This is a genomic window from Isosphaeraceae bacterium EP7 (assembly GCA_038400315.1).
GTDB lineage: Bacteria > Planctomycetota > Planctomycetia > Isosphaerales > Isosphaeraceae > EP7.
In genome coordinates, this window is record CP151667.1 from 2,291,043 (window position 1) to 2,316,985 (window position 25,943).

Genomic DNA, 25,943 nt, shown 5'->3' on the forward strand with positions numbered 1-25,943 from the left:
GACGCCCCAGGCGGGCGCCGCGCCGGGCTGTTATGAAGCCGGCCTGGCCGGGCCGATGACCGGCCGGTTGGGGTCGAGGACCAACCAGCTCAACGCCGCGGCCAGATAGACGCAGGAGAAGAGCAGGAGGATCGGCGTCCAGCTCCCTCCGGACCTGGTGATCGAGTCGATCTGGTAACCCACGATGATCGGGCAGAGCACCGACCCGAGATTTCCCAGCGTATTCATCACCGCGAAGACAAGCGGGGTCGACTTGCCGCCGACGTCGATGGCGGTCGCCCAGGTCGCCGGGCCCGAGAAGCCCGAGAAGAATGTGCCCAACGTGACAAGGGCCACCACCCAGACGGTTCCCCCCGCCGGTGCCATCGCGGCACATGCGGTGGCCAGCGCGCAAAGCAGGAGCGAGCCCGCGGCCACGCCGCTGCGGCTGGCCCAGAGCTTACCCGTCAGGCGATAGACCCGATCGACCGCCCAACCTCCCGCGAAGCTGCCCGCGACCACGCCCGCCAGCGGCAGCATGTTCAGCTCACCGGCCCGCTCTCGGCTGACCCCGTAGCCCCGCTCCAGGAACGTCGGGAACCAGGTGACGAAGAAAAAGTAGCCGAACGATCGGAAGAAGTGCTGGAGGCAGAGCGCCCCCATCGTGGGCGACCTCAGCATCTGCAAGAAGACAGCCGCCATCGGCTCACTCGGCTCCTCTGGCGCTGGGGCGACACCGTCGAGGATCAAGGCCCGCTCGGCGTCGTTGACCGCGGGGTGCTCGCCGGGAAGGTTCCGATACCAGGCCGCGAAGACCGCGGAGGCGATGACCCCCGCGATCCCGAAGATCAGGAACGCAGGCCGCCAGCCCAGGGGGCCCATCAGGCGGATGGTCAGGCCGCTCCCCAGCACGCCGCCGACCGACATGAATGACGTGATGACCGAGCTTGCCGAGCCACGCCTGGCCCGCGGATACCAGGACGAGACCGCCGCGTTGGCCACCGGGAAGAGCACCGCCTGCCCCAGCCCGACCGCCAGCCTCGACCACCAGAGGAGGCCAGCCGACCCGGCGAGCGCCGTGGCGATCGTTGCCAATGACCAGACGAGGCAGGCCAGCGACAGGCCCCAGCGTGCGCCGAGCCTGGCACCCAGCCAGCCCCCGGGGACCTGCGCCCAGTACCCCATCGCGAACGCGCCGAGGACCCAGCCCATGCTCGCGTTGGAGAGGCGCAGGTCGGCCTGGATCGTCGAGGCCGCCGGGGCCAGGCAGACCCGCGTCAGGTAGGCATGCACCGTCAGGGCCGCGAGCGACCCCAGCACCAGGTGGCGCACCCTCGTCGGCAAGGCCGGGCCTGCGGCAGCTTCACTCATCAAGGAATCGCCCCAGGACATTGGCCGTGATTGCGGAGATGTGCTCATCGACCAGCAGCGCGGCGGGATAGGCGATCGAGCCGGCTGAGAAGACCGAGCCGCCCCCTTCGACGTCAAACTGCACCATGTCGGCCCCGCCGTCGCCCGGATTCGTCCCCTTGGCGATGACATGCACACCGGCCGGAGAGCTGGGCGAGACCTTGTCGGTCTCGTGGCCCGAAGCTCCCCCCGGGCAGCGCATGTGCAGGCTCTGGGTGCCGAACAGGTCCCCCTCGTCCAGCCCCGTGCCTTCGAACACCCAATGGTCGGCATCGACCACGCGATAGGGGGCGCCCGTCATGATCCCGCGCTCGTCGAAGACCACCCCGAGGAGGCTCGCCTCCGAGTCGCCCGACAGGTGGAAACGGCCTTCAAGCTTGCGACTCGTCACCTCGCGGGCGTCGCCATTCTTGTAGACGGCCGTGAATTCGTCGAGCAGCTCGACCTCGCAGTTCACCCCGTTGCCACCCAGGTACATCAGGCGCCCGCCGCGTGTGTTCACCCAGTCGCGCACGCGATCGAACATGCGGCGGGTCCAGTACTCGGGGTGCGTGCTGATGATCAGGACGCGATAGCGGTCCAGGTCGAGGTCCCCGGAATCGAGTTGCGTCTCGGCATAATAGTCGTAGTCGAACTCCTCGCGTTCGAGCCAGGCCAGCAGCCTCCACTCGGCCGGGGCCAGGTGGCACGCGGCCCGCCCCTCGATGGGATCATCGGGCTCCTCGCCCTGGTCGATGTGGTTGATCGCCTCGGGCCGGTCCATCGACAGCGGGGCATACTCGTCGACCCCGTAGGCGATGTTGTCCGGGTCGGTGTACCGCCGCAGCTCCTGCCGCGAGTTGACGGTGGGCGTCTCGGGCAGGCGGTCGGGATTGATGTAGTTGCTCCGGCCGCCGAAGCTGTTGTATGCGTTCCAGGTCAGGTTCGACGCCAGCACGGCGACGTCCGCGGTGGGTTCCGCGGGGGCGACGATCCAGGGAAACGAGAAGTCGAGCCCCGACTTCGTCTGGGCCCGGAAATAGTAGAGGCCCGATCGTTCCGGCGCGGCCACGAACTGCTTGTGTGCGGGGCTGGTATAGCCCTGCGTGTTCCAGCCCACGCCGGTACGCGAGTAGTCGCCGTCGGGCGTGATCTGCATCGTGGCGCGCGGGCCGTGCTCGTCGAACCAGCCGAGGTTCTTGATGAATTCGGCCGTCGCGCCCATCCTCCAGAGGCCCAGCGTATAGGCTTCGACGGAATGGACGCGGAACTCCGAAGACTCGCCGCCCCGCACCCACTTGGGCCAGGCATAGCCCATCAAGCCGTCGGCCAGCAGTCGGAAGTGGTGCGGCAATCCTTCGGCCACCTGCACGATCGAACGCTTGGAGCCGAATCCCGCTTTCGACAGCGTGACCCGATAAGTGCCCGGCGGGACGTCTGCGTAGACGGCGCCTGTGGCCCGCGATCGAGCCTCGACGGAGCCGACGATCGAGGGGCCCTCGAATTCGAGCAGCACGTCGGGGAGGGCCACATACCGCTCATCGCTCACATATCCGACCAGCATCAGATCCAGCTCCGCCCGCGCAATCTGGCCGGAACGCCCGGCCGCCGGCAAGGTTATGCCACGCGGCGGCGGGCCGGTCCAGGGGCTGGCACGTGGGGGCCTCAGGCGAGCAGGGCGGGGACGACCTTGGCGTGGGTCACCTCAGCATCGGTCAGGCTATCGTCGCGGCCGTCGTGCGGGTGCGTCAGCCGGCGGTGGTCGAGACCCATCGCCCGCAGGATCGTGGCCTGTAAGTCGTAGACGCTGACCACGTCCTCGACCGACTTGTAGCCGAACTCGTCAGTCTTCCCGTGGACGTGCCCCGCCTTGAAGCCGCCGCCGGCCAGCCAGAGCGAGAAGGCGTGCCGGTTGTGGTCGCGGCCGTCGGCCCCCTGCGAGACCGGCAGCCGGCCGAACTCGCCGGTCCAGAGCACGATCGTGCTATCCAGCAGCCCGCGACGCTTCAGGTCGGTGACTAAGGCCGCGCTCGGCTGGTCGGTGCGGGCGCAGAGGCCTTTCAGGCTCTCGGCATTCTTGCTGTGCGTGTCCCAGGGCTGGCTGTTGAGGAAGAGCTGGACGAACCGAACGCCTCGCTCGACCAGCCGGCGGGCCAGCAGGCAGCGGGTGCCATATTCCTGGCTCGCCGGGTTGTCCAGGCCGTAAAGCCGCTTCGTCTCGGCCGACTCGCCCGACAGGTCGAGCGCGCCGGGGACGGCCGTCTGCATCCGCGCAGCGGTCTCGAAATTGGCGATGCGGGCCTCCAACTCGTCGTTGCCGGAGTGCCGACCCAGGTGGGCCCGGTTCAGCGAGTCGAGCAGCCCGAGCTGGCCGCGTCGAGCCTCGGCCGAAACGCCTTCCGGGGTGGCTAGATTCAGGACCGGCGAGGCCCCCGAGCGGAAGCTGGTCCCCTGATAGACCGCGGGCAACCAGCCAGACGACCAGTTGCGCACGCCGTCGACCGGCAGGCCGCCGGGGTCCGACAGCACGACATAGGCCGGCATCTCCCGATTTTCCGAGCCGAGCCCGTAGATCACCCACGAACCGAGCGTCGGCCTGCCGGCCTGAATCTTCCCGGTGTGGATCAGGCGAAGGGCCGCCTCGTGGTCGACCGAGTCGGTCTGCATCGAGCGGATCAGACAGAGATCATCGACCACCCCGGCCGTGTGCGGCAGCAGCTCGGAAAGCTCGACGCCCGACTTGCCGGCCGGCCGGAACTTGAACGGCGAGCCCAGCAGGTTGCCGGCCTGCTTGTCGAAGTGGATTTCCAGCGAGCCGGGATAGGGCTGGCCGTTCCTCTTCTGAAGCTCGGGCTTGGCGTCGAACAGGTCCATCTGGCTCGGGCCGCCATGCTGGAACAGGCAGATCACCGACTTCGCCTTGCCGGGCGTCTCCAGCGACGACGACTTCGTCGAGCCGGCGCGAGATGTCCCCTCGCCCAGCAGATGGGCCAGTGCCAGCGGCCCGAGCGCGCCGGCGGACCGGCCGAGGAAGGCTCGCCGGTTGAGGGCGAACGGGTTTGATGCGTCGAAGATGCCGGCCATGGTTCGTCGGGCCTCCGCGTTCATTCGACATAGAGAAATGCGTTGCTCGCCAGCAGCATCTGGCAGAAGTCGGCCCAGGCGCGGGCATCGGCACCCGGGCCGCCGGGGTAGCGGGCCGGCTGCTCGGCCAGGAACGCATTCGCGGCGGCCAGCTCGTCGTCGTCGGGCGGGCGGCCCGCGACGATCCGGAAGGCCAGATGCACCCTGGCGGTCTGGTCGGCTCCAGCCTCGCGCACCAGGCGATCGGCCAGGCCCCGGCCGCGTGCGGCCGCGAACTCGGAGTTGAGCAGGCTCAGCGATTGCAGCGGGATCGTCGAGGGCTGCCGCACGGTGCAGCTCGTGACGATCGAAGGGGCGTCGAAGACGTCGAGCAGGCTCAGCATCTGAGTCCGCCGCTGCTGGAAATAGACCGAACGGCGGTGCGAGCCCTCGGCCGCCTCGGGGACGAGGACTTCCCCCGCACCGTCGCGATTGGTCTGCACCGAGGGGCCCCCCGGCCTGTCATCCAGCTCGCCAGAGGCCGCAAGCATGGCGTCCCGGATCGCCTCGGCATCGAGCCGACGCAGCGGGAACCGGCCCAGCAGGCGGGCGTCGGGGTCGAGCGGATCGAGGTCGGGACGGGGCTTCGACGACTGGAGATAGGCCCTCGAACTCAGGATCAGGCGATGGATCGGCTTCTGCCGCCAGCCGCCGGCCACCAGCTCGGCGGCCAGATATTCGAGCAGCTCCGGATGCGACGGCTCCGCGCCCGCGATCCCGAAGTTGTCGGGCGTTGCCACAAGGCCGGTGCCGAAATGGTCCTGCCAGATCCGGTTGACCAGCACTCGGGCTAGCAAGGATGACGCCCGCGAGCCCGGCTTCGTCAGCCAGCGGGCCAGGGCCAGCCGTCGGCCGGTGGTCGCCGATCCTGGGGGCTCGATCGTCAGGGTGTTGTCGGGGTCGCAGAGAACCGCGGGCGCACCGGGCTCCACAACGGGGCCGGGCGTCGAGTAGTTCCCTCGCAGCAGTAGGTGGACCGGCGATCCGGCCGGCGTCATGTCCGTGACCCAGGCGATGCGGCCCGGCCGCTCGCCGCGCTCGGACCACTTCGCCTTGATCGAGGCGTCGAACGCCTTCACGCGATCGGCCCGTTCCTTGGCCTTCGCCCCGGTCGGATCCGCCGATCGGTCGCGCGTCTCGACCCTCAGGCGGCCGACGACGAAGCTACGTCCGCAGCAATACTCGAAGCCGAAGCCGCCGTCGGGCAGGTCGATCTTGTCGAGCGTGACGGCGGGCTCCTCGGGAACGCCGTCGACCACCTGCTCGACCCGGAATTTATCCTTCCCAGCATTGGTCACACGGACGCCGTAGTTCCGGCCCGAGGCATATCCGGTGGACCCGACCTTTCCGGAGGGTTTCGCGTCGGAGCCCGGATAATCGACCGTCACCGTGGCCCCGCCCGCGGGGTCGCCGTCGAGCAGGATGTTCCCGCCCGGCACCGCGTCGCTGTCGTTGAAGTCGCGCAAGCCGATGTAATAGCCGATGCGTTCGGCCGCCTTGCCGCCGACTTCCGCGGCGTCGAGGTCGAAGGTCGCCTGGATCCAGTCCCCCTCGGCCTCGGGGGTCCAGTCGAACGACTCGACGGTGGAGAGCCAGCGGTTCCCGGCGCCGCCCGATTCGTTGAGATGAAGCCGTCCGCCACGCACGGCGGCCGAAGGGGCGGGGGCTTCGCCCAGCGTCACCGGCGGCGTCCCCGCGGGGGCATCGTCCCCGGGTGCGCGGGGCGACCAGCGAGACGCGAGCGCGGCGGGGTCGTCAAAGTCTTCGCGGAAGGCCAGGATGCCGGCCTCGCGGTTCTCGCGGAGCCAGGCCCGATGGTCGGCGTTCATCCTGGCCAGGTCGGCATCGATGCGCCTGGAATTGGCCTCCCAGCGAGCCAGGTCGGCGGCAAGCGGGGCCTCGACGACGCGGTCGTTGGGCTTGACCCAGGCGTTGAGATCGAAGGCCGGGGCGAGCACGGCCTGGAGTCGATAATAGTCATGGTGGCTGATCGGCTCGAACTTGTGGTCGTGGCATCGCGCACACTGGAAGGTCATGCCCATTAGAGACGATGCGAGGATCTGCTCGGCGCCTTCCAGGGCCGCATATTTGTCGGCACGCACCTCGTCGGGGTTACCGTCGCTCTCGCCGGTGCCGTCCTGCGAGTTGCGCAGGAAGTGGGTCGCCTCCAGCAGCCGGATCACCTCCGGCGTGACCGTCATACCGGGCTTATAGCCTGCGATCTCATCGCCCGCGAGTTGCTCGCGGACGAACTGGTCGAGCGGCACATCGTCATTGAACGATCGGACGACGTAGTCGCGATACCGCCAGGCGAGCGGCCTCTCGGAGTCGGCGCTGAAGTGGCCGTTGGATTCGGCATATCCGGCGGCGTCAAGCCACCGCTTGCCCCAGCGCTCGCCGAGCCGCGGGCTGGCCAGCAGTCGATCGACCATCCGCGCGTGGGCGTCCGCGCCGGCGTCGGCGGCGTAGGCGTCCATCTCGGCGGGCGTGGGGGGGAGCCCGGTCAGGTCGAATGAGACCCGCCTGAGGAGCGTGGCGCGATCGGCCACATCGGTAAGCCCGACGCCCGGGGCCGCGGCATCCAGGGCCGCCTGGATGAAGTGGTCGATCGGGTTGGCGACGCGAGACGGGTCGACCGCCGCCGGGACCTCGGGTCGTTCCAGTCGCTTGAACGCCCAGTGGTCGGCGCCTGCGGGCTCGCCCGGTGAGGGCTCGGGGAGGCCAGGGGCTCCTCGTTCGATCCAGCTTTTGAGCAGGGCCTTCTCGGACTCGTCCAGGGGATCCTTCGGCGGCATTTCGTCGGCCGCCACGCGTTCCCAGAGCAGGCTCTCGTCGAGCTTGCCGCGGACGACGGCCTCGCCCGACTCCCCGCCGCGGGCCAGGCCCTTGGGCGTGCTCAGGTTCAGCTCAGCCTCGTGCTTGCCCGGCCCGTGGCACTTCACGCAGCGGGCCTTCAGCAGCGCCATCACAGCACGGCCCGGCGAAGGCTCGGGCCGAGGCCCGGCGGCCGCCGCGTCGCGCATCGAGATTGCCATCAGGGCGAGTGCCGCCACGGTGCGGGCGCTTCGCATGGGGCGGGGCCTCGGTGGGGTCGGACGGTTTGCGCAGGGGCAATTCAGCGACTTTAATACGTCCGAGGTGCCCGACGCAACCCACCGGCAGGCCCGCGGGCCCTCCCCTTGCGCGACTCGGTCGTGCGTGGGTGGTTGCCAGCTGCTACACTCAAGCATCCGTGCGCCGAGTCTAGGAGCGATTGATGTCGACCGAAACGCCTCGACGCTGGGGCATCAAGGACTGCCTTGAGTTCAGCAAAGGACTCAAGGAATTACTCGGCGCGGCATTCGAGAAACTGCGCCGCTACGTGGGCCTCCTTAACGCCCTGGAGAAATACCGGCTCGGACTTCAGACCGAGTTGGATCTGGTCGAGCAGCCACTTCTGCGGATGGTCGCGACTCCTCCGCGTCGCTCACAACTGTACATCGACCAGCAACTGATCGAGGTCCGTGACGAGCGGAACCAGCAGGCAGCCTCGCGAACCGTCCAATTGAACACACTGGTAAACCGCCCCAGAGTCCGGGTGCTCATCACGGGGGAGGCCGGCGACGGAAAGTCGACCGTTCTCAAGGAATTTCTTGCCCGCTGGATCGCGGAATCGAGCCGCGGGAGACGGCCCAGCCTGCTACCGGCCTTTGTCCGGCTCGGATCGCTGTTCTCCGGCGTTCCGGAATCCGGGAAGGGGCCAACGGAGGGCGCGATCTTCGGGGCGATCGCAGAGGGGCTCCGTCAATTCGTCAAGTCGGGCCTCGGAGGCGTGGAGGCCGCTCAGGAGCTCGTCCGAGAGGCCCGAAACAAGGGCGAACTCGTGGTGGCGCTCGACGGCGTCGACGAGTGCGTCGATTACGACAGGGCGGTCCGCGAGATCCGCGACTTCTGCCTATGGTGCAGCGTCAACGATGGCAACGCCGTCGCCTTGACGTCCCGCACCTCACGCCTTCCCACAAGCTTGTCGGAGGCCCTGCCCCTGCGGCTGGCTGTCGAGCCGTTGTCGCTGACGCAAATCTACGAGTTCCTCGACCGCTGGCCGCGCCTGGTGGGCCGACTCGCCAGCGACCTGAAGGCCAAGCTGATGGCTTCGCCAGATATCCGCGCCTTTTGCAGCAACCCGCTGGTCCTGACGCTTGTGGCCCACCTCTACCTGGAAGGAACCGCCGAAGGGACGTCGTTCGAGATCCCGCCCACCCGCGCAGACCTCTACGATCGGGTCTTCAAGGAACTATTGCTGGAGCGACGCGAGAACCGCGGACAGCCGCCTCTGTATCCACCCAGCGGTAAGAGGCTCATCCTGCGTCGTCTCGCATCCCGACGCTTCTGGGATTCCACGGACGACCCCGAGCGGATCGAGCCCCGCGACCTCGCGTTGGCAATCTTTGAGGTCATGAAGGGCCCCGAAGGCCCGAACATGGGCAAGTCCTTCTACGGGTTGACCGAGCCTGCCGGCGAGGAGAAGACAGACGAGTTGGCCGTCGAGGAGAAGACAGACGAGCCGACCGGCGAGGAGAAGACAGACGAGTTGGCCGTCGAGGAGAAGACAGACGAGCCGACCGGCGAGGAGAAGACAGACGAGCCGGCTCGAGTGGATATCGAGCCCCGACTGACGCCGGCTGGTGAAGCCCTCCTCGACGAATTGCAGGGGAGGGACGGGGTCCTGATCGCGATCCGCGGCACCAAGTCGCGTGGAGACGGACGCCCGGACGCCTACCGGCCATCCCACCGAACGCTCCTGGAGTTCCTCGCCGCCGAGCAGGCGGCGTCGGATCCGACGATCGGGGCCGAGGCAATGCGAGATCGCTTCCGGACGTCCGAGTTCAACCTCCTGGTATTCTACGCCGCCTTGGTCACATCACCCGAAGCAGTGCTTTCTCTGACCAAGGGATATTATGATCCGGATCGCTACCTCAAGCGGGCCCGGCTCCTGGCGAGCGCCGAGGCCATAAACGAGGCTGTCAAGAGACGCGTCGAGGAGACCGCGAAAGGGATCGTCGACGCGGCCCTCAAGGAGCCGGGCCCGTCCCGCGAGACGGAGGAATTGCAAGCGCTGGCCGCGATGGCTGCAAGAGGGCACGAGGCGTTTGCCCCCGCGCGCGAGCAGTTGCGGCTCTACATCGAGCACCTCGCCGGTGGACGGGTTGGCGGCGCCGAGCTTGACCGGGTCATCCGGGCGTCTCCCGATCCCCTGCTAGGGATCCTCTACGACCTACGCGCCAACATCGCGGCCGACTGGAGAGCGGCCCTCATCCGGGGGTTGGCCGAGCGGTTCAAGTCCCCCGACGGCCCGCTCGCGCTCCGACGCCTCGTCGGCTTCCTCGAAAAGCAGGATCCGGAAGTCCGGCACGAGGCCGCCGCTGCGCTGGCCCGGGCCGTCAAGGAGATCCCCGCGGAGGTGAGGGCACTCTGCGACGACGAGATCTTCCGCGAGGTCCCCGAAGCCGCGTCTCAAGTCATTTGGCCCTTGGAGCGGCTCCTCCCGGGCAAGATTGTTTACCGTTTGGTTGAGGCCGCCAATAAAGACGACGGTCTAATCTTCGATGCATTGACCCAATCCCGACGCGCCTTGACGGGGACCCTCGACTCCAGGGAAACGCACAAATGGCGACGAGCCGACACCGACTCGCGACGCGACGCCCGGGTCACGCGATTGGCGACCGCATGCATGGTCGCGATCACGGCCGTCGCCTTCCTCTTCGACTTCTCGTTCTTGTTCAACGCAGTGCGGGGCTCGATCACCGGCCAGGCCTTCCAGTTCACCTGGGATCGGGGCTTCAGCAAGATCCCAGCGGAGGTTACTCGCAGTTTCGAAGCCTTTAATGTCACAACGCAAAAGCTCATCGAGCAAGTCCGCGCGAAGCACCCGGAGAAGCAATCTTTAATAACTATGCCACATACCCCAAGATATGTAGCATACGTAGACAACGTACCTGAACAAGAATCATTACACTTCGAGAAACTGAAAAAGATTGCCGATACGCTCGATCCACGGATTCGGCTCACATCCGAGGACCGAGCGTCAATCGAGAGGCTGGGCGGCGCCCTCGCCCTCGTCTCGCGACTAGATCAGATCGAGACGAACTTCGATCCGCGATGGGCCCATGACTACGATCGAGGCTGGCGAGTTCCGGGAGTCTGGGTCTATTGTCAGTGCTGGTACTGGCTGATCCCCAGCATGCTGTTCGTGGTCGTGTCACACCTCGTCGGCTGGATCGTCGTGATCGGCTTGGTCGTAGAACTCTTCCAGTTCGAGCGGTGGGACATTAGTCGCAATATCTTCTTAGTCGGCGGGGTTTCCACTATTATTGCATTTGTACTATTGATTTGGCGAGCACTGACCTGGAATGGTTGCTCGGGAGATCGAGTAACCTGGTTAATCCCGATCCTCATGTGCTTCGGTGGTCTGCTGCTGGTCCGCCTGATTAGCTTCCTCTGCCGCCCGCAGAACCGGTTCATCAAATCGGTCCGCGAGTTCGAGGCGGGGATCAAGGTAGCCAGCTGATTGGGAAGTCGCCAGAAACTGGATAGCCCTATTTCTGGTGCCGACGCGTCTGATAGACTACACGATGACTCCGCGACCCGGCCGTGCGGAGCCCCCCACCTGCCCAGGCCACCCCCACCCGCCCGAGCTCTCCGAAAACGTGCGAGGATCTGCCCGATGACCGAGCCCAGACCGACGACGACGCGGCGCACCTTTTTGGCCGACACCGGCAAGGTTGCCGCCACCACCGCACTGGCCGGGATGGCCGTGCCGATGGTGCATGCGGCCGAGGACAACACGATCCAACTGGCCCTGGTCGGCGCCGGCGGGCGTGGCACCGGTGCCATCGGCGACGCCCTGTCGCCCAAGAACGGCCCCCTGAAGCTCGTCGCCATGGCCGACGTCTTCCAGGACAAGCTCGACAAGAGCTACGAGAACCTGAGCAAGGAAAATGCCGCCCAGGTCGACGTGCCGCCCGAGCGCCGGTTCATCGGCTTCGACGGCTACAAGAAGGCCATGGACGTCCTGAAGCCGGGCGACGTCGTCGTGCTGGCCACCCCGCCCGCCTTCCGCTGGCCCATGTTCCAGTACGCCATCGAGAAGGGCCTGAACGTCTTCATGGAGAAGCCCGTCACCGTCGACGGCCCCACCTCCCGCAAGATGTTCGAGCTGGGCGAGCAGTCGGTCAAGAAGAACCTCAAGGTCGCCGTCGGCCTGATGTGTCGCCACTGCGACGCCCGCCAGGAGCTGCACGACCGGATCAAGGCCGGCGAGATCGGCGACATTACCCTGCTGCGTGCCTACCGCGTGGCCGGCGCCACCGGCATGGCCTTCTCGCCGCCCAAGCCGGATGACATCTCCGAGCTGATGTACCAGATCCGCCGGTTCCATTCGTTCCTCTGGGCCAGCGGCGGAGCCTTCAGCGACTTCCTCATCCACAACATCGACGAAACCTGCTGGATGAAGGACGCCTGGCCCGTCGAGGCCAAGGGCTACGGCGGCCGGCACTACCGCGGCGACAACATCGACCAGAACTTCGACGTCTACACCACCGAGTACACCTTCGAGGACGGCACCAAGCTGATGCTCGAAGGCCGCACGATGGAAGGCTGCGACGGCGAGTTCGCCAGCTTCGCCCACGGCACCAAGGGCTCGGCCGTCATCTCATCCTCGGGCCACGCTCCGGCCAAGAGCCGGATCTACAAGGGCCACGTGATGAACCGGAAGAACCTCGTCTGGTCGGCCCCCCAGCCGGAAGAGAGCCCCTACAAGCTGGAATGGGTCGACTTCATCGACTCGATCCGCAACGACAAGCCGCACAACGAGGTCAAGCGCGGCGTCGAGGCCAGCCTCGTCACCTCGATGGGCCGCATGGCCTGCCACACCGGCCGAACCGTCACCTGGGACGACATCCTCAACAGCACCCACGAGTTCGCCCCCGACGTCGACAAGCTCACCATGGACGGCCCCGCGCCGCTCCAGCTTGCCAGCGACGGTAAGTACCCCGTGCCCCAGCCCGGCATCGTGGTCGACCGCGAGTTCTGAGCCGAAACCACAGGCTTCAGGCGATTCGCGGGGGAGGGCTTCGGCCTTCCCCCGCGTCGTTTCGCCCCTCAGTCAATGGAGTGGTAGATTGTGGAATCCTTGCTCATTCAGAGTGTATCGGGGAAAGGGACACTCGAATTTCTCGACAGGATGCCTCTAGATGCGGCCCTTTCGATCGAGGGATTCCGAGTAAGAGTTACCGACAGGAATTTGTCCGCATCCATAATTTTGTCCGCACTGAAAGTCTGTGATGACAGCGGAGAAGTCTATTCCCTGTACGAGACATTTTCTCCTGCCGTCTTGTTCCGCCAGATGGCAGAGCGTTGGAAGGGATGGACGGGAGAACTCGACTGGGAACCTTTGGAGGGCGCCTTCGGTCTGCATTGTAGGCAGGATCGAACAGGTCACGTCTCCATCCGTGTAAACATGCGATCCGGGTGGATGGACAATGATTGGTCAATCGAGGCCACGGTCATGGTCGAAGCTGGGCAACTCGAATTGATCGCGCGGCGAGCTGAGTCATTCTTCGGTTGCGAATGATCACCACGTCCAATTCATCCAAGAATTTGAATCCTATTGAGACTTAATACTCGGCCTTACTACTGGCGAGACATATAATACTGACGGACCCGCTGATTCAGGTCCTTGTCGGTCGCCAGCACACGCTGGAGCGCGGCGGTCCCCATCACGAAGAGTTCGAGCCGGGTGCGGGCGATGACGGTCTCGGGGACGGTTCGCTTCGAAAGCTCGGAGATGGTCCCGAAGGCCTGGCCGACATTCAGCTCGCGTGTCGAGCCGTCTTCATCTTGAGCCTCGGCGATGCCCTGGCCGATGACATAAATCCGGTCGCCTGGATCTCCACGCTGGACGACGACGTCGCCGGCCGAGGCGTATTCCACGAGCATGTGGTCGGCCAGTCGGGCCAGGGTTGCGGTGTTCAGGCCTTCGAGCTGCGGCAGCGTGGCCAGCGTCCTCACGACGCGAATCGAGAGCTCGGGCTTGACGTTGGAGACGATCCGGCCGCCCACCAGGTTGACGATCCGATCGGCGCGTTCGAGCACGCGCTGGTCATGGGTGACGATCAGGACCGTCGTGCGCGTTGGGCCCGAGGCAAGCTCCTGGAGCAGGCCGAGGACCTCCTGGCCGCTGCGCGCGTCGAGAGAGGCGGTCGGCTCGTCTGCCAGGATCAATCGAGGCTCGTTGACCAGCGCCCGCGCGATCGCCACGCGCTGGCTCTGCCCGCCCGAGAGCTGCGACGGCCGGTGGCCGATGCGTTCGCCAAGGCCCAGGCGCCCCAGGATCTCGACGGCCCGGTCGTTCATCGTGCCGACCGAGCTCGGCTTGAGGGCCGTGGCCATCCGAACGTTCTCGAAGGCGGTCAGCGAGCTGAACAGATTGTGCTTCTGGAAGATGAAGCCGATGTCACGCCGCAGGGACACGCTCTCCGACGAGGAGAGGCCGGCCATCTCGCGGCCCAGCACGCGTAACGACCCTTGCTCGACGCTCCTGAGCGCGCCGATCAGTGTCAGGAGCGTGGTCTTTCCCGACCCGGAAGGACCGGTGAGGATCACGATCTCGCCGGGTTCGACCTCGAGCGCCACGTCGATCAGCGCCCGCGTCTTGTTCTCGCCCTGGCCGAACCAGTACGAGACCTTGTCGGCCCGCACCGCCGGCTCGACCTCGCCCAGGTCGATGGGCCGGTAGTTGGTCGCCGACTTGAATGCTTCGACCGCGGACATGGGCATTCCTCGATAATTCAAGGGCTCAGGCGTACAGATCGGCCGGGTCGACGGAGGTCAGACGGCGGCCGGCGAGCCCGCCCGAGACCAGGCACATGGCCACGGTCAGGCCGAAGATCAGGGCCGAGTCGAAGGGCTTCAGTCGCATATTCAGACCGGTCTGGCGCTCCAGCCAGACGAACAGGACGGCCGCGGTCGCCAGGGCCGTCGCGTAGCCCATCAGGGCCAGATACCACGCCTCGGCCAGGATCGTCCGCATCAACTGACGGTTGCTATATCCCATCGCCTTCAGGGTGGCGAACTCGGGCAGGTGGTCATCGATGTCCGAGGAGAGCACCTGGTAGCAGATCGCCAGGCCGACGACGAAGCCCATCACCACGCCGATATCGAAGACGATGCCGACCGGCGTCACCTTCTCCCAGAACGCCTGCTCCTTATGCATCAGGGCGGCGCGGGTCAGCACGATCACGTCGGCGGGAAGGCGTTCGGCCACCGCACGGCGGACCAATTCGGCGTTGGCGCCGGAGTCGAGCCTGATCACGCCGACGTCGACACGATCGCCGGCGGGAGACGCACCTCGGCGGGCTGGGTAGGTGTCCAGGAAGTTGCGGGCGCTCATCACCAGTGTGCCGTTGCTCTTGAAGTCGGTTCCGAGGTCGAAGGTCCCGCCGACGCGGAATTTGCGGCCCGAGACCTCCGATTCGACCCCCTCGGCGAACTTGCCGTAGATCTCTGACTTGGACCTGACGTCGGCCAGTACCACGCCGGTTTGCCTGAGCTGGTCGACCTTGCCTCGCACGCCTTCCAGGTCGAAGAGGTCGTCTCGGGGGTCGAACGCCAGCACCCTGATCCGGCGGGTCAGGCCGCTCGCCGGGTTACGCCAGCGGGTCTCGTGGTCGTCGCTGAAGAAGAAGGGGCGAGCCGAGGCCACTCCGGGCACCGATTCAACGAGGTCGAGCCTCTGCCTGGGGAAGCTCAGTGGCTCGGGCAGCACGTAGCGGTTCCGGTTCGTCACCATCAGCTGGCCATCGAGGTGCGACGCCACGGCGACCATGTTGTCCAGCAACGCGTTGCGAAACCCGTTCTGCACGAGCATCAAGATCACCGCGAACGTCGCCCCGCCCACCGAGGCCAGCAGGCGCATCTTCCCCTCGGTCAAGTTCCGCCAGGCCAGCGGGACGATGAGGCGGCTTGCAGAGCGGGGTCGTCCGTTCGGTTGTGGATGCGTCGAGGCGATGGACATCGTCTGGCGGAATCTCCTCGTGAAGCCGTTCAGTACAGGTCAGCCGGGTCGGCGCCCCGCAGCCGGTTCATGGTCAGCAGGCCCGAGACGAAGCCGATGCCCAGGGTGAGCGCGAAGACCAGGGCCAGGTTCGACGCCGTCATCACCATCGGGATCCCCGCGAGCGCCTCGGTGGCCCGGTACAGGGCGTAGCTCGCAGCGACCGCGGGGAGGTAGGCGAGGACCCCGTAGATGATCGCCTGGATCAGCACCACACGCACGAGATACGAATTGGCATATCCGAGTGCCTTGAGGGTGGCGTACTCGGAGAGGTGGTCGCGGATATCGGCCGAGAGCACCTGATAGATCACCGCCGCGGCCACAAGCAACGCGATTAGCACGCCGAAGCCGAAGATGCGCCCCGTGGCCGTCTGGTTGACCCAGAAGTCTTCCTCCTGTTCATAAAGCTCGGCGCGCGTCAGGGCCCGGACGTCGGCGGGCAGGCGGGCGTTGAGCCGCGACGCGACTCGGGCGGAATCGGCCCCCCCGGCCAGCTTGACGAGTCCGAAACTGACGGCCACCTCGGGTGAGGAGAGGCCGAAGTTGCGGGCGAAATTCACCGCCGAGCAGAGCACCGCCGCATCGGCGCCGAAACTCCGAGTCAGCGTGAATCCGCCGGCAAGGATCGCCCGACGTTGGCCCACTTCCCAGCCGTCAAACTCGTCGCGCTGGTCCCAGCCGAAGTCGGGGTTCGACCGCTCGTTGAGGAGCAGCCTGTTGTCCAGCCGTAGCAGCCCCTCGGCCGCCTCGATCTGCGCCCGGATCGGGTTGCGAAACGGGTGGGCGTCGAGTTCTGCCCCCAACACGAGCAACTCTCGACGCTGAAGCGGGCGCGGGCGCTTCCGGCCCAGCCACCAGCGTTCGATCGCCGAGAGGTCCTCGCCGGCGTGGTCGTCGAGATTGTCGAGCGGGTAGGGGGGGCATCGCCAGAAGTTCATCCGGGCGTACAGGGGGCGGGCCCACTCGACCTGATCGGCGCCGGCGGCCAACCGCAGGCGTTCGCGGGGGAACTGGCCGGGGTCGTAGAACTGCTCGAAGTCGGACGAGACCAGGGCCAGATCGAAGTTGAGCTGGTCATAGTTCACCGCCGCGGTGAACCGGACCGCCTCCAGGAATCCGAGCTGGAGCAGCACCAAGACGGTGGCCAACGACGTGCCGACGATCGCGACGATCGACCGCTTGCCCCCGTGCAAGATATTGCGGAGGGCGAGCGATGGCCGGCGTGTCCAGAGGCTCGGTCGAGGGTCGGCGCGGGTCATCGGCACCGCCTCAATGCGACCGCGCCGGACGCGGGTTGATGATCGTCTCGACCTGCATGCCCACCAGGTCGGCCGCCGCCTTGGCGTCGTCCAGCTTGATGACGACCGGCACGATCCGCAGGTCTTGCTGCGCCCTGGGATCCACGCTCACCAGCCTGTTCCGGCCGACGACCAGGCCCACCTGGCTCACCTTGCCGGGCAGCACCTTGCCGAGCACGTTCACCGTCGCTGCGTCGCCCACGCGGATCGAGGGGAGGTCGGCTTGGTCGACCTCGGCGCTGGCGACCATCGCGGTGGTGTCGCCGAAAAGGAGTAGCGGCCCAGATCCGACCTCGCCGGCATGCACCAGCAGGTCGAGCACACGACCGGCCCCGGGGGCCTTGACGATGCACTGCTCCAGGTTCGCGCGGGCGAGGTCAACCTGCGCCTTGATCGCCTGGTTCGCGGGAGAATCCTCGGCCAGGGCCCTATCTTCGAGGGCACGCTTGCGGTCGAGAAATTCCAGCTCGGAGTCGAACGCCCCCTTCTCGGACTGGGCGCGATAGACCTCGGCCGCGACCTTCGACAGGTCGGCATCCAGTTGCGACTTGTTGGGCACGGGCTCACCCTCGGCCGGTTTGGTCGCGACCTCTGCGCCGACCCGTGCCTTGCGAAGGTTGTTCAGGAGCAGATTCTGGCCTTCCGCAAGCTGTTTCAGGCCATCCACCTTGGCTTGCTTCGTCTTGTCGAACGCCTCGCGCTCGAGTTTCAGGCTCTCCCGCTTCAGGTTGAGCGCGTCGATGGCCTGGCGTTGCTGGGTCTCGGCGAGCGCGAGCTGGGCCGTCGCGGCGTCGAAGCCTTCGAGGTGGGCCAGCGGGGCTCCGGCCTCAACGCGTTCGCCCTGCTTGACGAGGATCGCCAGCACGCGCTGGCCGGGTCGCGAGCCGACGAGGATCAGGCCCGTCTCGGGCTCAAGCCGCGCCAAGGCGTGCGACTCGTCTCGAGGTGCCGCGGCGGTTGGGGTTTGCCCCGCGACGGGACGACCTGACAGCGACAGGATCGCCGCTGCGAGGATGGGAATGGTCGCGGCTCGGATCGGGCGACGGACATCCTCTCGCACAGAGACAGCCTCCGTGGGCCGGGGCGCGCGGTGCCCCGACGGTCGATCCGATGGGAGGGAGGGACTCCCCCTCCCTCAGCGGGACGTTTCCAGGATCACACCGCAATGCATGCGGCGTGCCGGAGATCAGGGAAGCTCTCGCACCTTGAGGCCGCGGAACTCGACGGGCGAGCCCTCGGCTTCCAGGCAAAGATAACCCTTGCTCGGCGTGCAGCCAGTACCACCCGAGACCTCGCGGCCGTTGACCCAGAGGCGGATCTCGCCGTTGATCCCGCGCACGTAGTAGTGGTTCCACTCGGGCGTGCCGCGGCTCAGCTTCTGGGTGGGGAAGCTGCGCGAGCCGTCGGGCGAGGTCGGGGGGAAGGGGGTCATCTTCGAGGTGCCGACCGGGAACACATCCCCGTTCGTGCTGAACCAGTCGCCCACCTTGCCGGTGCTCTTCAGGTACTGATCGGCGTATCCGTGGTCGAGAATCTGGACCTCGATGCCGCCGCGGGGCAGGGTGCCCGGCTTGATGCCCTTGAGGGCCTCCTCAGGGGCCCAGACGAAGACGCCCGAGTTGCCGCCCGGCTTGAGGTGCCGCCACTCGGCCACCAGTTCGAAGTTGCCGTAGGGCTTGGCCGTGCGGATCACGCCGACGGGCAGGCCGGTGCTGTGGATCACGCCATCCTTGAAGGTCCAGGTCCCCGGCTCGTCGTTGACCCGGGCGAAGTCGGCCTCGGTCAGAGCCTTCCAGCCCGGCCCCTGACCGTCGAGGATCGCGTGCGGGCCCTCATTTCCCTTGGCCGCGGCCTTGGGCTCGTCGGCCGACCGGGCGGTGAGGGCCAGCGGGATGAGACCCGCGACGCCAACCAGCAATGTCCATCTCAGCACGGTGGAGGCTCGCATCGGCGTCGCTCGCTACTCGAATGGGGCCAAGGGGGCAGGGCCGCCGAGAGAGTCGGCGACCGGCGCGGCCCCATGGTAAGGCGCACGACCGGCCGACGCAAACGCCCCGCGTCATTCGCTGCGCAGCGCATCGACCGGGTCCATCATCGCGGCCCGCCGCGCCGGGTAGACGCCGAAGGCCACGCCGATGATGAGCGCGATGAAGAAGGCGATGATCGGCGAGTACGGCTGGATCACCACCGGAAGCCCCGAGAACTGCGAGACCACCGGCGGCGCGATCAGGCCGAGCACCACGCCGATCAGGCCCCCCGTGCCCGAGAGCACGGCCGTCTCGATGAGGAACTGGAGGATGATGTCCTTCCGCTTGGCCCCCAGCGCCCGGCGGATGCCGATCTCGCGGGTGCGCTCCGTCACCGTCGCCAGCATGATGTTCATGATGCCGATCCCGCCGACCAGCAGCGAGATGCTGGCGATCGACCCGAGCACCATGTTGAAGATGCGCTTGGTGGCCTCGGCCTTCTCCAGCAGTTCCAGCGGGACGGTCACGGCGTAGTCGGTCCGGGTGTGGAACTGCTTGAGGAGGCTCTTGATCGCCTCGTCGGTGCGCTTGACGTTCTCCATCGCATCCACGGTCACGGTGATCTGGCTCATGGCGATCTTCTCGAACGTGAGCGTCCCCTGCTTGGTGTTGGAGAGGATCTCGCCGAAGCGGGCCAGGTCGGTGGGCAGGGGTATGTACACGTCCTGATTGAAGTCCTGCGCCGCCAGGCTGCTGCCGCTGCCCGCCGAGGATGCCTTGGGCGCCGCCACGCCGATGACCTTGAAGTACTGGCCGTCGTCGATCCGGATCGACTTGCCCACCGGGCTGCCGAACGGGAAGAGCTTCTCGGCGACCTCAGCCCCCAGCACGGCCACGTTGGCATATCGGGCCATGTCCAGGTCTTCGAAGAACCGCCCTTGCGCGACGGAGTGGTTCGACATCCGCATGAAGTCGGGGTTCACTCCGACGAGCCGGATGTCCATGTCCTTGTCCAGGTAGCGGGCATTGCGGCGGAACTCCCGCAGCGGGGCGGCCGTCAGGACGGTCGGGATGGTGGCGATGATCCGGTCGTAGTCCTTCTGGGTCAGCCCATAGGCGAAGACCAGACTCTCGTTGCTCTGCCGCTTGGCCGACGCGTTCTCGTCGTCGGGCTTGCGCGAGCGGATGATGAGGTTCGTCGCCCCCAGGTCGGCGATTTGCCGCTGCGCCTCGAGGCTGGCCCCCTCGGCGATGGCGAGCATCGCGACCACCGACGAGACGCCGAAGATCAGGCCGAGCACGGTCAGCAGCGACCTGAGCTTGTAGAGCATCAGGTTGCGCAAGGCCAGCTTGATGGCATTGAGCGTGCGATTCATGGCGGGCCTCGGTCCCCGTTGCGGAGTCTGCGGCGGCGTCGTCGTTGACGCGGTTCAGGGGCCTTTGGTCGCGGGCTTGGCCGGCTCGGGCTTGTCCAGGGGCGTCCGGTCATCTTCCTTGAAGTAGACCGCCGAGCGGGTGCGGGCGTCGAGCGTGACGACCTCGCCGACGTCGAGTCCGCTGAGAATCTCGACGAATTTCTCGTCGGTCTCGCCCACCTTGACCGGCTTGGGCAAGAAGGCGCCGTCCTTCTCGACGAAGGCGTAGAAGGCCCCTTTGCGCTCGGCGATGGCCTGGATGGGGACCTGCAACACGTCGCGCATCTCCTGGACCAGGATGACGACCTCGGCCGACATGCCGGGCTTCAGGCTGGAGTCGGGCGGGGTGTTCTGGACGTCGACGACGGTGCTGTATTCCTTCACGCCGCCGTTCATCCAGCCGCGGTTGGAGTCGGCCAGGTTGGAGACGGTCTTGACGATGCCGATGAGTTCCAGGTTGGGGAAGGCGTCGACCCGGATCGTGGCCTTCTGGTCGGCCTTGATCTTCTTGATCATCGACTCGTGAATATTCACCTTCACCTGCATCCGGGTGAGGTCGGGGATGCTGAAGATCTTCTGCCTCGAGTAGACGGTGGCCCCCTCGCGGATCTGGCGGCTGGAGTCGTAATAGGCCTCGTTGGCGTAGGCGAGGATGCCGGTCTGGCCGGCCTTGATCTCGGTCTTGGCCTTCTGCTTGAGGAACTCCTGGAGCTGCTGCTCCTCGATCTCGTGGGTGCCGACGGCGGAGACCACCTCGCTGTCGGCCTTGGCCACCTTGGCCTTGCCCTGGGCGGCGGCCTTGTCGACGGCCTTCTGCGCCATCTGCACCTTGGAGGCGTTCTCGACCATGTTCTTCTCTTTTTCGTAGGTCTTCTTGACCGTGTAGCGCCTCTCCTCGGACGACTTCATGAACTTGTATTGTTCGAGGGAGTTCTCAAGGGGGCGGAGCTGCTGGGGGCTCTTGAAGCCCTTCTTGACGAGCCCCTGCATCTTGTCCAGCTCGTCGCTCGTCTTCTCCACGTCCTTGGTGGCGAGCTTGATCTTGGACTGGGCCTCGTCGAGGTCGGCGGGGTTGGTCCCCTCCTCGAACAGGATGCGGGTCAGCTCGGCGACCTTCAGGTCGCCTTTGGCCTTCACCTCCTCGCTCTCGGCGTCGTTCCTGGCGATCTCAAGCTCTTGCTTGCTCGTCTCGATCTTGGACTTGGCCTGCTTCGACTTGATCTGCTGCTGGGCGATGCTCTTGTCGATCTCCGAGGAGTCGAACCGGCAGACGACCTGCCCCTTCTCGACGCGCGAGCCCTCGGCGACCAGTTCGATGATCTTGTTCTGGTAGCCGTTGAGCTCGCAGGTGCCGTCGACGGTGACGGTGCTCTCGAGGTTCCCCCGCTCGTTGACCGCAACGCGCAGGGTGGCGCGGCGGACGACGGCGGTGAGCGGGCGATCGACCACCTTGCCGCTGCCCAGGATCCGGTCGCGGCCCAGGTAGGCGGCCGAGGCGACCCCCGCGACGCCGAGCAGCAGCGCCAGGACCTTGCCGCTACCCAGGATTCGCCGGTACAGACGGCGGGGCTTCGGGCTCGCCGTAGGTACCGCGGACGGGGTCGACGGCGGGGCCAGAACCTTCAGCTCCTCGAGTGCCACGGGGGAATCCGGCGGTTCCGCTGAATTCATTGGTCCAAACTCCACGGGGGTCGATCTGCATGACGTCAAGGTCGCGATAGAGGCTCATCCTGGCGGTCTCATAGCTGACCCAGCTCGCGATCAGGTTGTTTCGGGAATTCAGGAGGCCGTTCAGTGACTGTAAGAGATTAAGCGCCAGGCTCTGGGTCTCTTGCCCGGGATTCCTGACGTTGTACTCGGCCTCGTCAACCTGCCTCGCGGCGATGATGAGGCTCTCGCGGGCAATCTCGAACTGACGTTCTGCCAGGCCGAGGTTACGCATGTCGAGCCTGATGTCGAAGATGACCTGATCATGCACGAGCATGTAATTACGGCGGGCACGTTGGTAGGTAATCTGAGAGGCCCGATAGGCGTTACGCTCGGCACGACGGTTGATTGGTGCGTCGAACCTCAGGCCGATCCGATGGGTGCTGTTGGACGAGTCGAAGCGGAAGATGCCGTCATGCTTGGGGTCGGTGCCGAGCACGCCGTCGTAGACCACATCGAGGCCGGCCAGGAGTTGGTTGGCGGCGAACTCCTCGTTCCGCCAGGTGTCGGTCACCTGGGCCAGGGCGTTCATCAAATCCTGGCGATTGCCGAGTGCGTACTCGATGGCCTCGTCGAGCCCGAGGGCGACGGGGTTCAGGTCGATCAGGAAGACCCGAACCTGGCTCTGGGTGACGAAGACCTCGGCGAATCGGGCGCGATATTCATCGCCGGCCAGTCGCTGAAGGGACTTCTTCGAGTCCTTGCGATCGACCACGCCGAGCGTGCTGCTGAGGTCGTCCAGCGCCTTGAGGTTGTCGGCGAGCCGTTCCTTGGAGACGGACAGTTCCTCGGCCAGGTTCTCTGAGAGGGCCGACAGCCGCTCGCGATCTTCGGGCCCGTCGACCTCGACGGTCGTCTTACTACGCTGGCCCTTCTCGACGAGCCTGGCCGACTCCGTGATGGCCCCGTCCAGGATCTGGCCCAGCTCGACATAGAGCTCCCGGAGCTTCGCGGCGATGTCGGGCAGCGGCTCCGACAGCGGCGAGTCGTCCTGCACGAGCGAGAGCACCAGGGCATCGCTGCGAGACCTCAGGTCGTCGAGCTTCGGGTCGGAAAGCTCGAACAACTTCAGGGGCGAGTCGTCGAGCTTCACTGGGAGGTCAGACGGCAGGCCGAGCTGAATCTTGTAGGCGTCGAGCGAGGTCTGAAGCGACGCCTCGTTCTGCACCAGGACGAATCGGGCCTGCTGATACTGCTGGTCGATCAGGTCGCGCTGGAGGATCGACGACTGCTCGGCCTCCACCAGGGCCCTCGCCTCCTTCACGTTCCGGTCGAGGGCCTGGATGTTGCTCTCCTGGTTCCGCAGCGCCTGGAGCTGCTGGAGCAGGCCGAGATAGCCGTTGCTGGCCACCGTGTTGACGTAGAAGACGCGGCGGAAGTGGGAGAAGTCCCGCAGGGTGTAGAGCACTCCGCGCTCCTGGATCGACAGCGCCTGCGTGGCGATCCGGGCGAAGGCGTTGCGCAACAAGGGCTGGGTCAGCGCGACATGCAGTGAGGACAATGAGGTGTTGAAGCCTTTGCCGTTGTACTCGAAGACCATGTTGTTGGCGAAGTCGACGAGCAGCTGGGCGCCCGAGGCGAAGTTCTTGGTGAAGCCGGTGTCGGTGCCCGGCTGGATCTGGTTGCTGTCCGTCTCATTCGTGCCGAAATGCTGGAAAAACAGGGTGTTGCGGCTGAAACCCTGGACCGAGAACTGGAACCGGGCGAGGGTCAGCGCGAGCGAGGCGAGGTACAGGTCTTCGAACTGGAACTGGTAGTCGCGGCTGTGGATCAGGGCCAGCTCCATCACCGACTCGCGCGAGAGCTTGACGCTGCCGTCGGGCTCGCGGGGGATCAGGTCGCGCCAGGTCAGGTCTTCGACCTGGGTCGTCCCGCGCTTCTTCCAGCCGTGGTACTCGAACGGGAAGGCGCCCGACACCTGGTAGGGGCGTGCCCCCTTGTCGTCGAGCGGGATGGGCGTGGCGTCGGGGTCGTTGACGTCCCTCATCCTGGAACGAGGGTCGGCCTCGACCGGCCGCGCCGGCAGCTGCCAGCGCTTGTCGAACTGCCGCTCCTTCTCGATGTCGTAGACCTGGGCGTCGGCCATGGCGTGGTACCCGCGCCTGGTACATCCGGCGGACAGAACGCAGAGCAGGGCGATGAAGGCCAGGCCCGGCAAGACCGCGACGCGGCCCCGCAACGACGGATCCATTCCCCGCATGAGCCTCATCTCCTCCTTGAGATGCGAGTTGGGGTCAGATCCACCGAACTCGACATCGCCGATCTTCTACGATTGTCCAAGGCGTGTCAAGCGCACCCCTGCATGGCTCAAATCGAGCGGCGGGCGGGTCGGCAATTGCCCCGGGGCGGGGGGCTCACTATGCTCCAAGGTCTCTGACGGGAGACGGTTGTCGACAACGTAAGGGGGGCTGTCCATGGGTCTCGAACTGAACCGGCGTAACTTCCTGGGCACGGGCACGGCGGCCGGCCTCGGCTACTTCTTCACCGCCAACGCCTCGTCGGCCGCGCGGGCGGCCCGCAAGCCGAACGAGACGCTGCAAATCGCCGGCATCGGCGTAGGCGGCAAGGGGTCGAGCGACATCGACCAGGCCGGCAAGCTTGGCGAGGTCGTCGCGCTCTGCGACATCGACGACGCCATGCTCGATCCGAAGCTGAAGAAGTGGACCTCTGCCAAGAAGTTCTACGACTACCGCAAGCTGCTCGACGAGATGGGCAAGCACATCGACGCGGTGACCGTCAGCACGCCCGACCACACCCACGCCCTGGCCGCCGTCACGGCGATCCGGATGGGCAAGCACGTCTACTGCCAGAAGCCCCTGGCCCACACCGTCTTCGAGGCCCGCGTTCTGAAGGAGGCCGCCCGCAAGCACGGGGTGGTCACCCAGATGGGCAACCAGGGCTCGGCCTCCAACGGCCTGAGACGGGGCGTCGAGCTGATCCAGGCCGGCATCATCGGCCAGGTCAGCGAGGTCCACGTCTGGACCAACCGGCCCATCTGGCCGCAGGCCCCCATGATCATCAAGCGGCCCGATCACGCCGACGTCTGGCCCGAGTCGATCCACTGGGACGAGTTCCTCGGCGGGGCCCCGAGCCGTCCTTATGTCAAAGGCATCTACCATCCGTTCAACTGGCGAGGCTGGCTCGATTACGGCACCGGCGCCATCGGCGACATGGCCTGCCACACCGCCAACATGCCCTTCCGCGCCCTCAAGCTTGAGCACCCGACCCGCATCTCGGCCGAGAGCGGCGATGTCAACCCCGAGACCTACCCGGCCTGGGCCAAGGTCAAGCTCGAGTTCCCCGCCCGCGGCGACCTCTCCGCCGTCAACCTCCACTGGTACGAGGGCAAGAAGGACGGCAAGCTCGTCCTCCCCTCCGAGGAGCTGACCTCCAAGTTCCTCAAGCCCGACGGCAAGCTGCCCGGCAGCGGCTGCTTCCTGGTCGGCGACAAGGGCATCCTGTACTCGATGGACGACTACGGCGAGAAGTTCAACGTCACCCCGGGCGACCTGGGCAAGGACATGAACTTCACCGACCCCGAGTCGATCCCCAAGAACGGCAAGGGCGACCAGGGCCAGAAGAACGAGTGGGTCGAGGCCATCAAGGCCGGCAAGCCCGAGCTGGCCTACGCCAACTTCGACATTTCCAGCCTGCTGACCGAGGCCTTCCTGCTGGGCAACGTCGCCATCCGCACCGGCAAGGCGCTGGACTGGGACGGCCCCAACCTCAAGGTTACCAACGTCGCCGAGGCCAACGACCTCATCAAGACCGAGTACCGCCGAGGCTGGGAAGTCACCCGCGCCTGACCTCGCTTCTTGACCTGACCAACCCCCGTCGGGCGGCGGCCCATGTCGCCGCCCGACACCGCTCGGGTTCGTTTCGTAAAAAACGATATCCAGTCCACGCGGGGCGGGCGGCGACGCTCCTGCCTACACAGCTCATGACTTAACTTCCTAATAGGCCAACGAGTTCG

Annotated in this window: 16 protein-coding genes; 4 read left to right on the forward strand and 12 right to left on the reverse strand. The window is 66.3% G+C overall.

All coding sequences use genetic code 11. The features are described 5' to 3' along the window. Window positions 1-30: 30 nt before the first annotated feature. The 4 genes from EP7_RS08830 to EP7_RS08845 all read right to left on the reverse strand — a co-directional run bounded on the left by EP7_RS08830 (window position 31) and on the right by EP7_RS08845 (window position 7,562). Window positions 31-1,350 (reverse strand): MFS transporter, encoded by a 1,320-nt coding sequence (locus tag EP7_RS08830; RefSeq protein ID WP_463527486.1) that lies wholly within the window; start codon window positions 1,348-1,350, stop codon window positions 31-33. Next, window positions 1,343-2,932: a N,N-dimethylformamidase beta subunit family domain-containing protein gene (locus EP7_RS08835; RefSeq protein WP_463527488.1), complete on the reverse strand. Its 1,590-nt coding sequence runs from the start codon at window positions 2,930-2,932 to the stop codon at window positions 1,343-1,345. Before EP7_RS08835 ends, EP7_RS08830 begins: the two co-directional genes overlap by 8 nt. Before the next feature lie 101 nt (window positions 2,933-3,033). Then, window positions 3,034-4,452, reverse strand: a complete 1,419-nt coding sequence (locus tag EP7_RS08840; RefSeq protein WP_463527489.1) for a DUF1501 domain-containing protein — start codon at window positions 4,450-4,452, stop codon at window positions 3,034-3,036. A 20-nt stretch (window positions 4,453-4,472) separates the two neighbouring features. Further along, complete coding sequence (locus tag EP7_RS08845) at window positions 4,473-7,562, reverse strand: PSD1 and planctomycete cytochrome C domain-containing protein (RefSeq protein WP_463527490.1); 3,090 nt, start codon at window positions 7,560-7,562, stop codon at window positions 4,473-4,475. 185 nt (window positions 7,563-7,747) lie between these two features. Between EP7_RS08845 and EP7_RS08850 the strand changes: the two genes are divergently transcribed. From EP7_RS08850 to EP7_RS08860, 3 genes are all read left to right on the forward strand, one after another. Next, a complete protein-coding gene (locus tag EP7_RS08850) occupies window positions 7,748-11,038 on the forward strand; it encodes an NACHT domain-containing protein (protein WP_463527491.1) in 3,291 nt (1,096 codons plus the stop codon). Window positions 11,039-11,194: 156 nt separating this feature from the next. Further along, window positions 11,195-12,562 (forward strand): Gfo/Idh/MocA family protein, encoded by a 1,368-nt coding sequence (locus EP7_RS08855; RefSeq protein WP_463527492.1) that lies wholly within the window; start codon window positions 11,195-11,197, stop codon window positions 12,560-12,562. Between the two features lie 90 nt (window positions 12,563-12,652). Then, window positions 12,653-13,102: a DUF6228 family protein gene (locus EP7_RS08860; RefSeq protein ID WP_463527493.1), complete on the forward strand. Its 450-nt coding sequence runs from the start codon at window positions 12,653-12,655 to the stop codon at window positions 13,100-13,102. Window positions 13,103-13,161: 59 nt separating this feature from the next. On the opposite strand, the gene EP7_RS08865 is transcribed toward EP7_RS08860, so the two are convergent. The 8 genes from EP7_RS08865 to EP7_RS08900 form a co-directional block, all read right to left on the reverse strand. Further along, window positions 13,162-14,301, reverse strand: coding sequence for an ABC transporter ATP-binding protein (locus tag EP7_RS08865; RefSeq protein WP_463527494.1), 1,140 nt, complete (start codon window positions 14,299-14,301; stop codon window positions 13,162-13,164). A 25-nt stretch (window positions 14,302-14,326) separates the two neighbouring features. Beyond that, window positions 14,327-15,544, reverse strand: coding sequence for an ABC transporter permease DevC (gene devC / locus EP7_RS08870; protein ID WP_463527495.1), 1,218 nt, complete (start codon window positions 15,542-15,544; stop codon window positions 14,327-14,329). A 29-nt stretch (window positions 15,545-15,573) separates the two neighbouring features. Continuing rightward, window positions 15,574-16,842 carry an FtsX-like permease family protein gene (locus EP7_RS08875; RefSeq protein ID WP_463527496.1) on the reverse strand — a complete coding sequence of 423 codons (1,269 nt, stop codon included), beginning with the start codon at window positions 16,840-16,842 and terminating at the stop codon, window positions 15,574-15,576. A 10-nt stretch (window positions 16,843-16,852) separates the two neighbouring features. Continuing rightward, window positions 16,853-17,806, reverse strand: coding sequence for an HlyD family efflux transporter periplasmic adaptor subunit (locus EP7_RS08880; RefSeq protein WP_463527497.1), 954 nt, complete (start codon window positions 17,804-17,806; stop codon window positions 16,853-16,855). Between the two features lie 261 nt (window positions 17,807-18,067). Beyond that, window positions 18,068-18,829, reverse strand: a complete 762-nt coding sequence (locus tag EP7_RS08885; RefSeq protein WP_463527498.1) for a 3-keto-disaccharide hydrolase — start codon at window positions 18,827-18,829, stop codon at window positions 18,068-18,070. Window positions 18,830-18,940: 111 nt separating this feature from the next. Next, window positions 18,941-20,224: an ABC transporter permease gene (locus tag EP7_RS08890; protein ID WP_463527499.1), complete on the reverse strand. Its 1,284-nt coding sequence runs from the start codon at window positions 20,222-20,224 to the stop codon at window positions 18,941-18,943. 54 nt (window positions 20,225-20,278) lie between these two features. Then, complete coding sequence (locus tag EP7_RS08895; RefSeq protein ID WP_463527500.1) at window positions 20,279-21,904, reverse strand: efflux RND transporter periplasmic adaptor subunit; 1,626 nt, start codon at window positions 21,902-21,904, stop codon at window positions 20,279-20,281. Next, window positions 21,801-24,170 (reverse strand): TolC family protein, encoded by a 2,370-nt coding sequence (locus tag EP7_RS08900; protein WP_463527501.1) that lies wholly within the window; start codon window positions 24,168-24,170, stop codon window positions 21,801-21,803. The genes EP7_RS08895 and EP7_RS08900 overlap by 104 nt, the downstream gene beginning before the upstream one ends. 214 nt (window positions 24,171-24,384) lie before the next feature. Between EP7_RS08900 and EP7_RS08905 the strand changes: the two genes are divergently transcribed. Continuing rightward, entirely contained in the window at window positions 24,385-25,776 is a 1,392-nt protein-coding gene (locus EP7_RS08905) for a Gfo/Idh/MocA family protein (RefSeq protein ID WP_463527502.1), read from the forward strand. Window positions 25,777-25,943: the final 167 nt, after the last annotated feature.

What these genes read in the sequence shown, in the direction of transcription:
- EP7_RS08830 (WP_463527486.1), bottom strand. Translation starts at nt 1,350, where the DNA reads ATGAGTGAAGCTGCCGCAGGCCCGGCCTTGCCGACGAGGGTGCGCCAC.
- EP7_RS08835 (WP_463527488.1), bottom strand. Translation starts at nt 2,932, where the DNA reads ATGCTGGTCGGATATGTGAGCGATGAGCGGTATGTGGCCCTCCCCGAC.
- EP7_RS08840 (WP_463527489.1), bottom strand. Translation starts at nt 4,452, where the DNA reads ATGGCCGGCATCTTCGACGCATCAAACCCGTTCGCCCTCAACCGGCGA.
- EP7_RS08845 (WP_463527490.1), bottom strand. Translation starts at nt 7,562, where the DNA reads ATGCGAAGCGCCCGCACCGTGGCGGCACTCGCCCTGATGGCAATCTCG.
- EP7_RS08850 (WP_463527491.1), top strand. Translation starts at nt 7,748, where the DNA reads ATGTCGACCGAAACGCCTCGACGCTGGGGCATCAAGGACTGCCTTGAG.
- EP7_RS08855 (WP_463527492.1), top strand. Translation starts at nt 11,195, where the DNA reads ATGACCGAGCCCAGACCGACGACGACGCGGCGCACCTTTTTGGCCGAC.
- EP7_RS08865 (WP_463527494.1), bottom strand. Translation starts at nt 14,301, where the DNA reads ATGTCCGCGGTCGAAGCATTCAAGTCGGCGACCAACTACCGGCCCATC.
- devC (WP_463527495.1), bottom strand. Translation starts at nt 15,544, where the DNA reads ATGTCCATCGCCTCGACGCATCCACAACCGAACGGACGACCCCGCTCT.
- EP7_RS08875 (WP_463527496.1), bottom strand. Translation starts at nt 16,842, where the DNA reads ATGACCCGCGCCGACCCTCGACCGAGCCTCTGGACACGCCGGCCATCG.
- EP7_RS08885 (WP_463527498.1), bottom strand. Translation starts at nt 18,829, where the DNA reads ATGCGAGCCTCCACCGTGCTGAGATGGACATTGCTGGTTGGCGTCGCG.
- EP7_RS08890 (WP_463527499.1), bottom strand. Translation starts at nt 20,224, where the DNA reads ATGAATCGCACGCTCAATGCCATCAAGCTGGCCTTGCGCAACCTGATG.
- EP7_RS08900 (WP_463527501.1), bottom strand. Translation starts at nt 24,170, where the DNA reads ATGCGGGGAATGGATCCGTCGTTGCGGGGCCGCGTCGCGGTCTTGCCG.
- EP7_RS08905 (WP_463527502.1), top strand. Translation starts at nt 24,385, where the DNA reads ATGGGTCTCGAACTGAACCGGCGTAACTTCCTGGGCACGGGCACGGCG.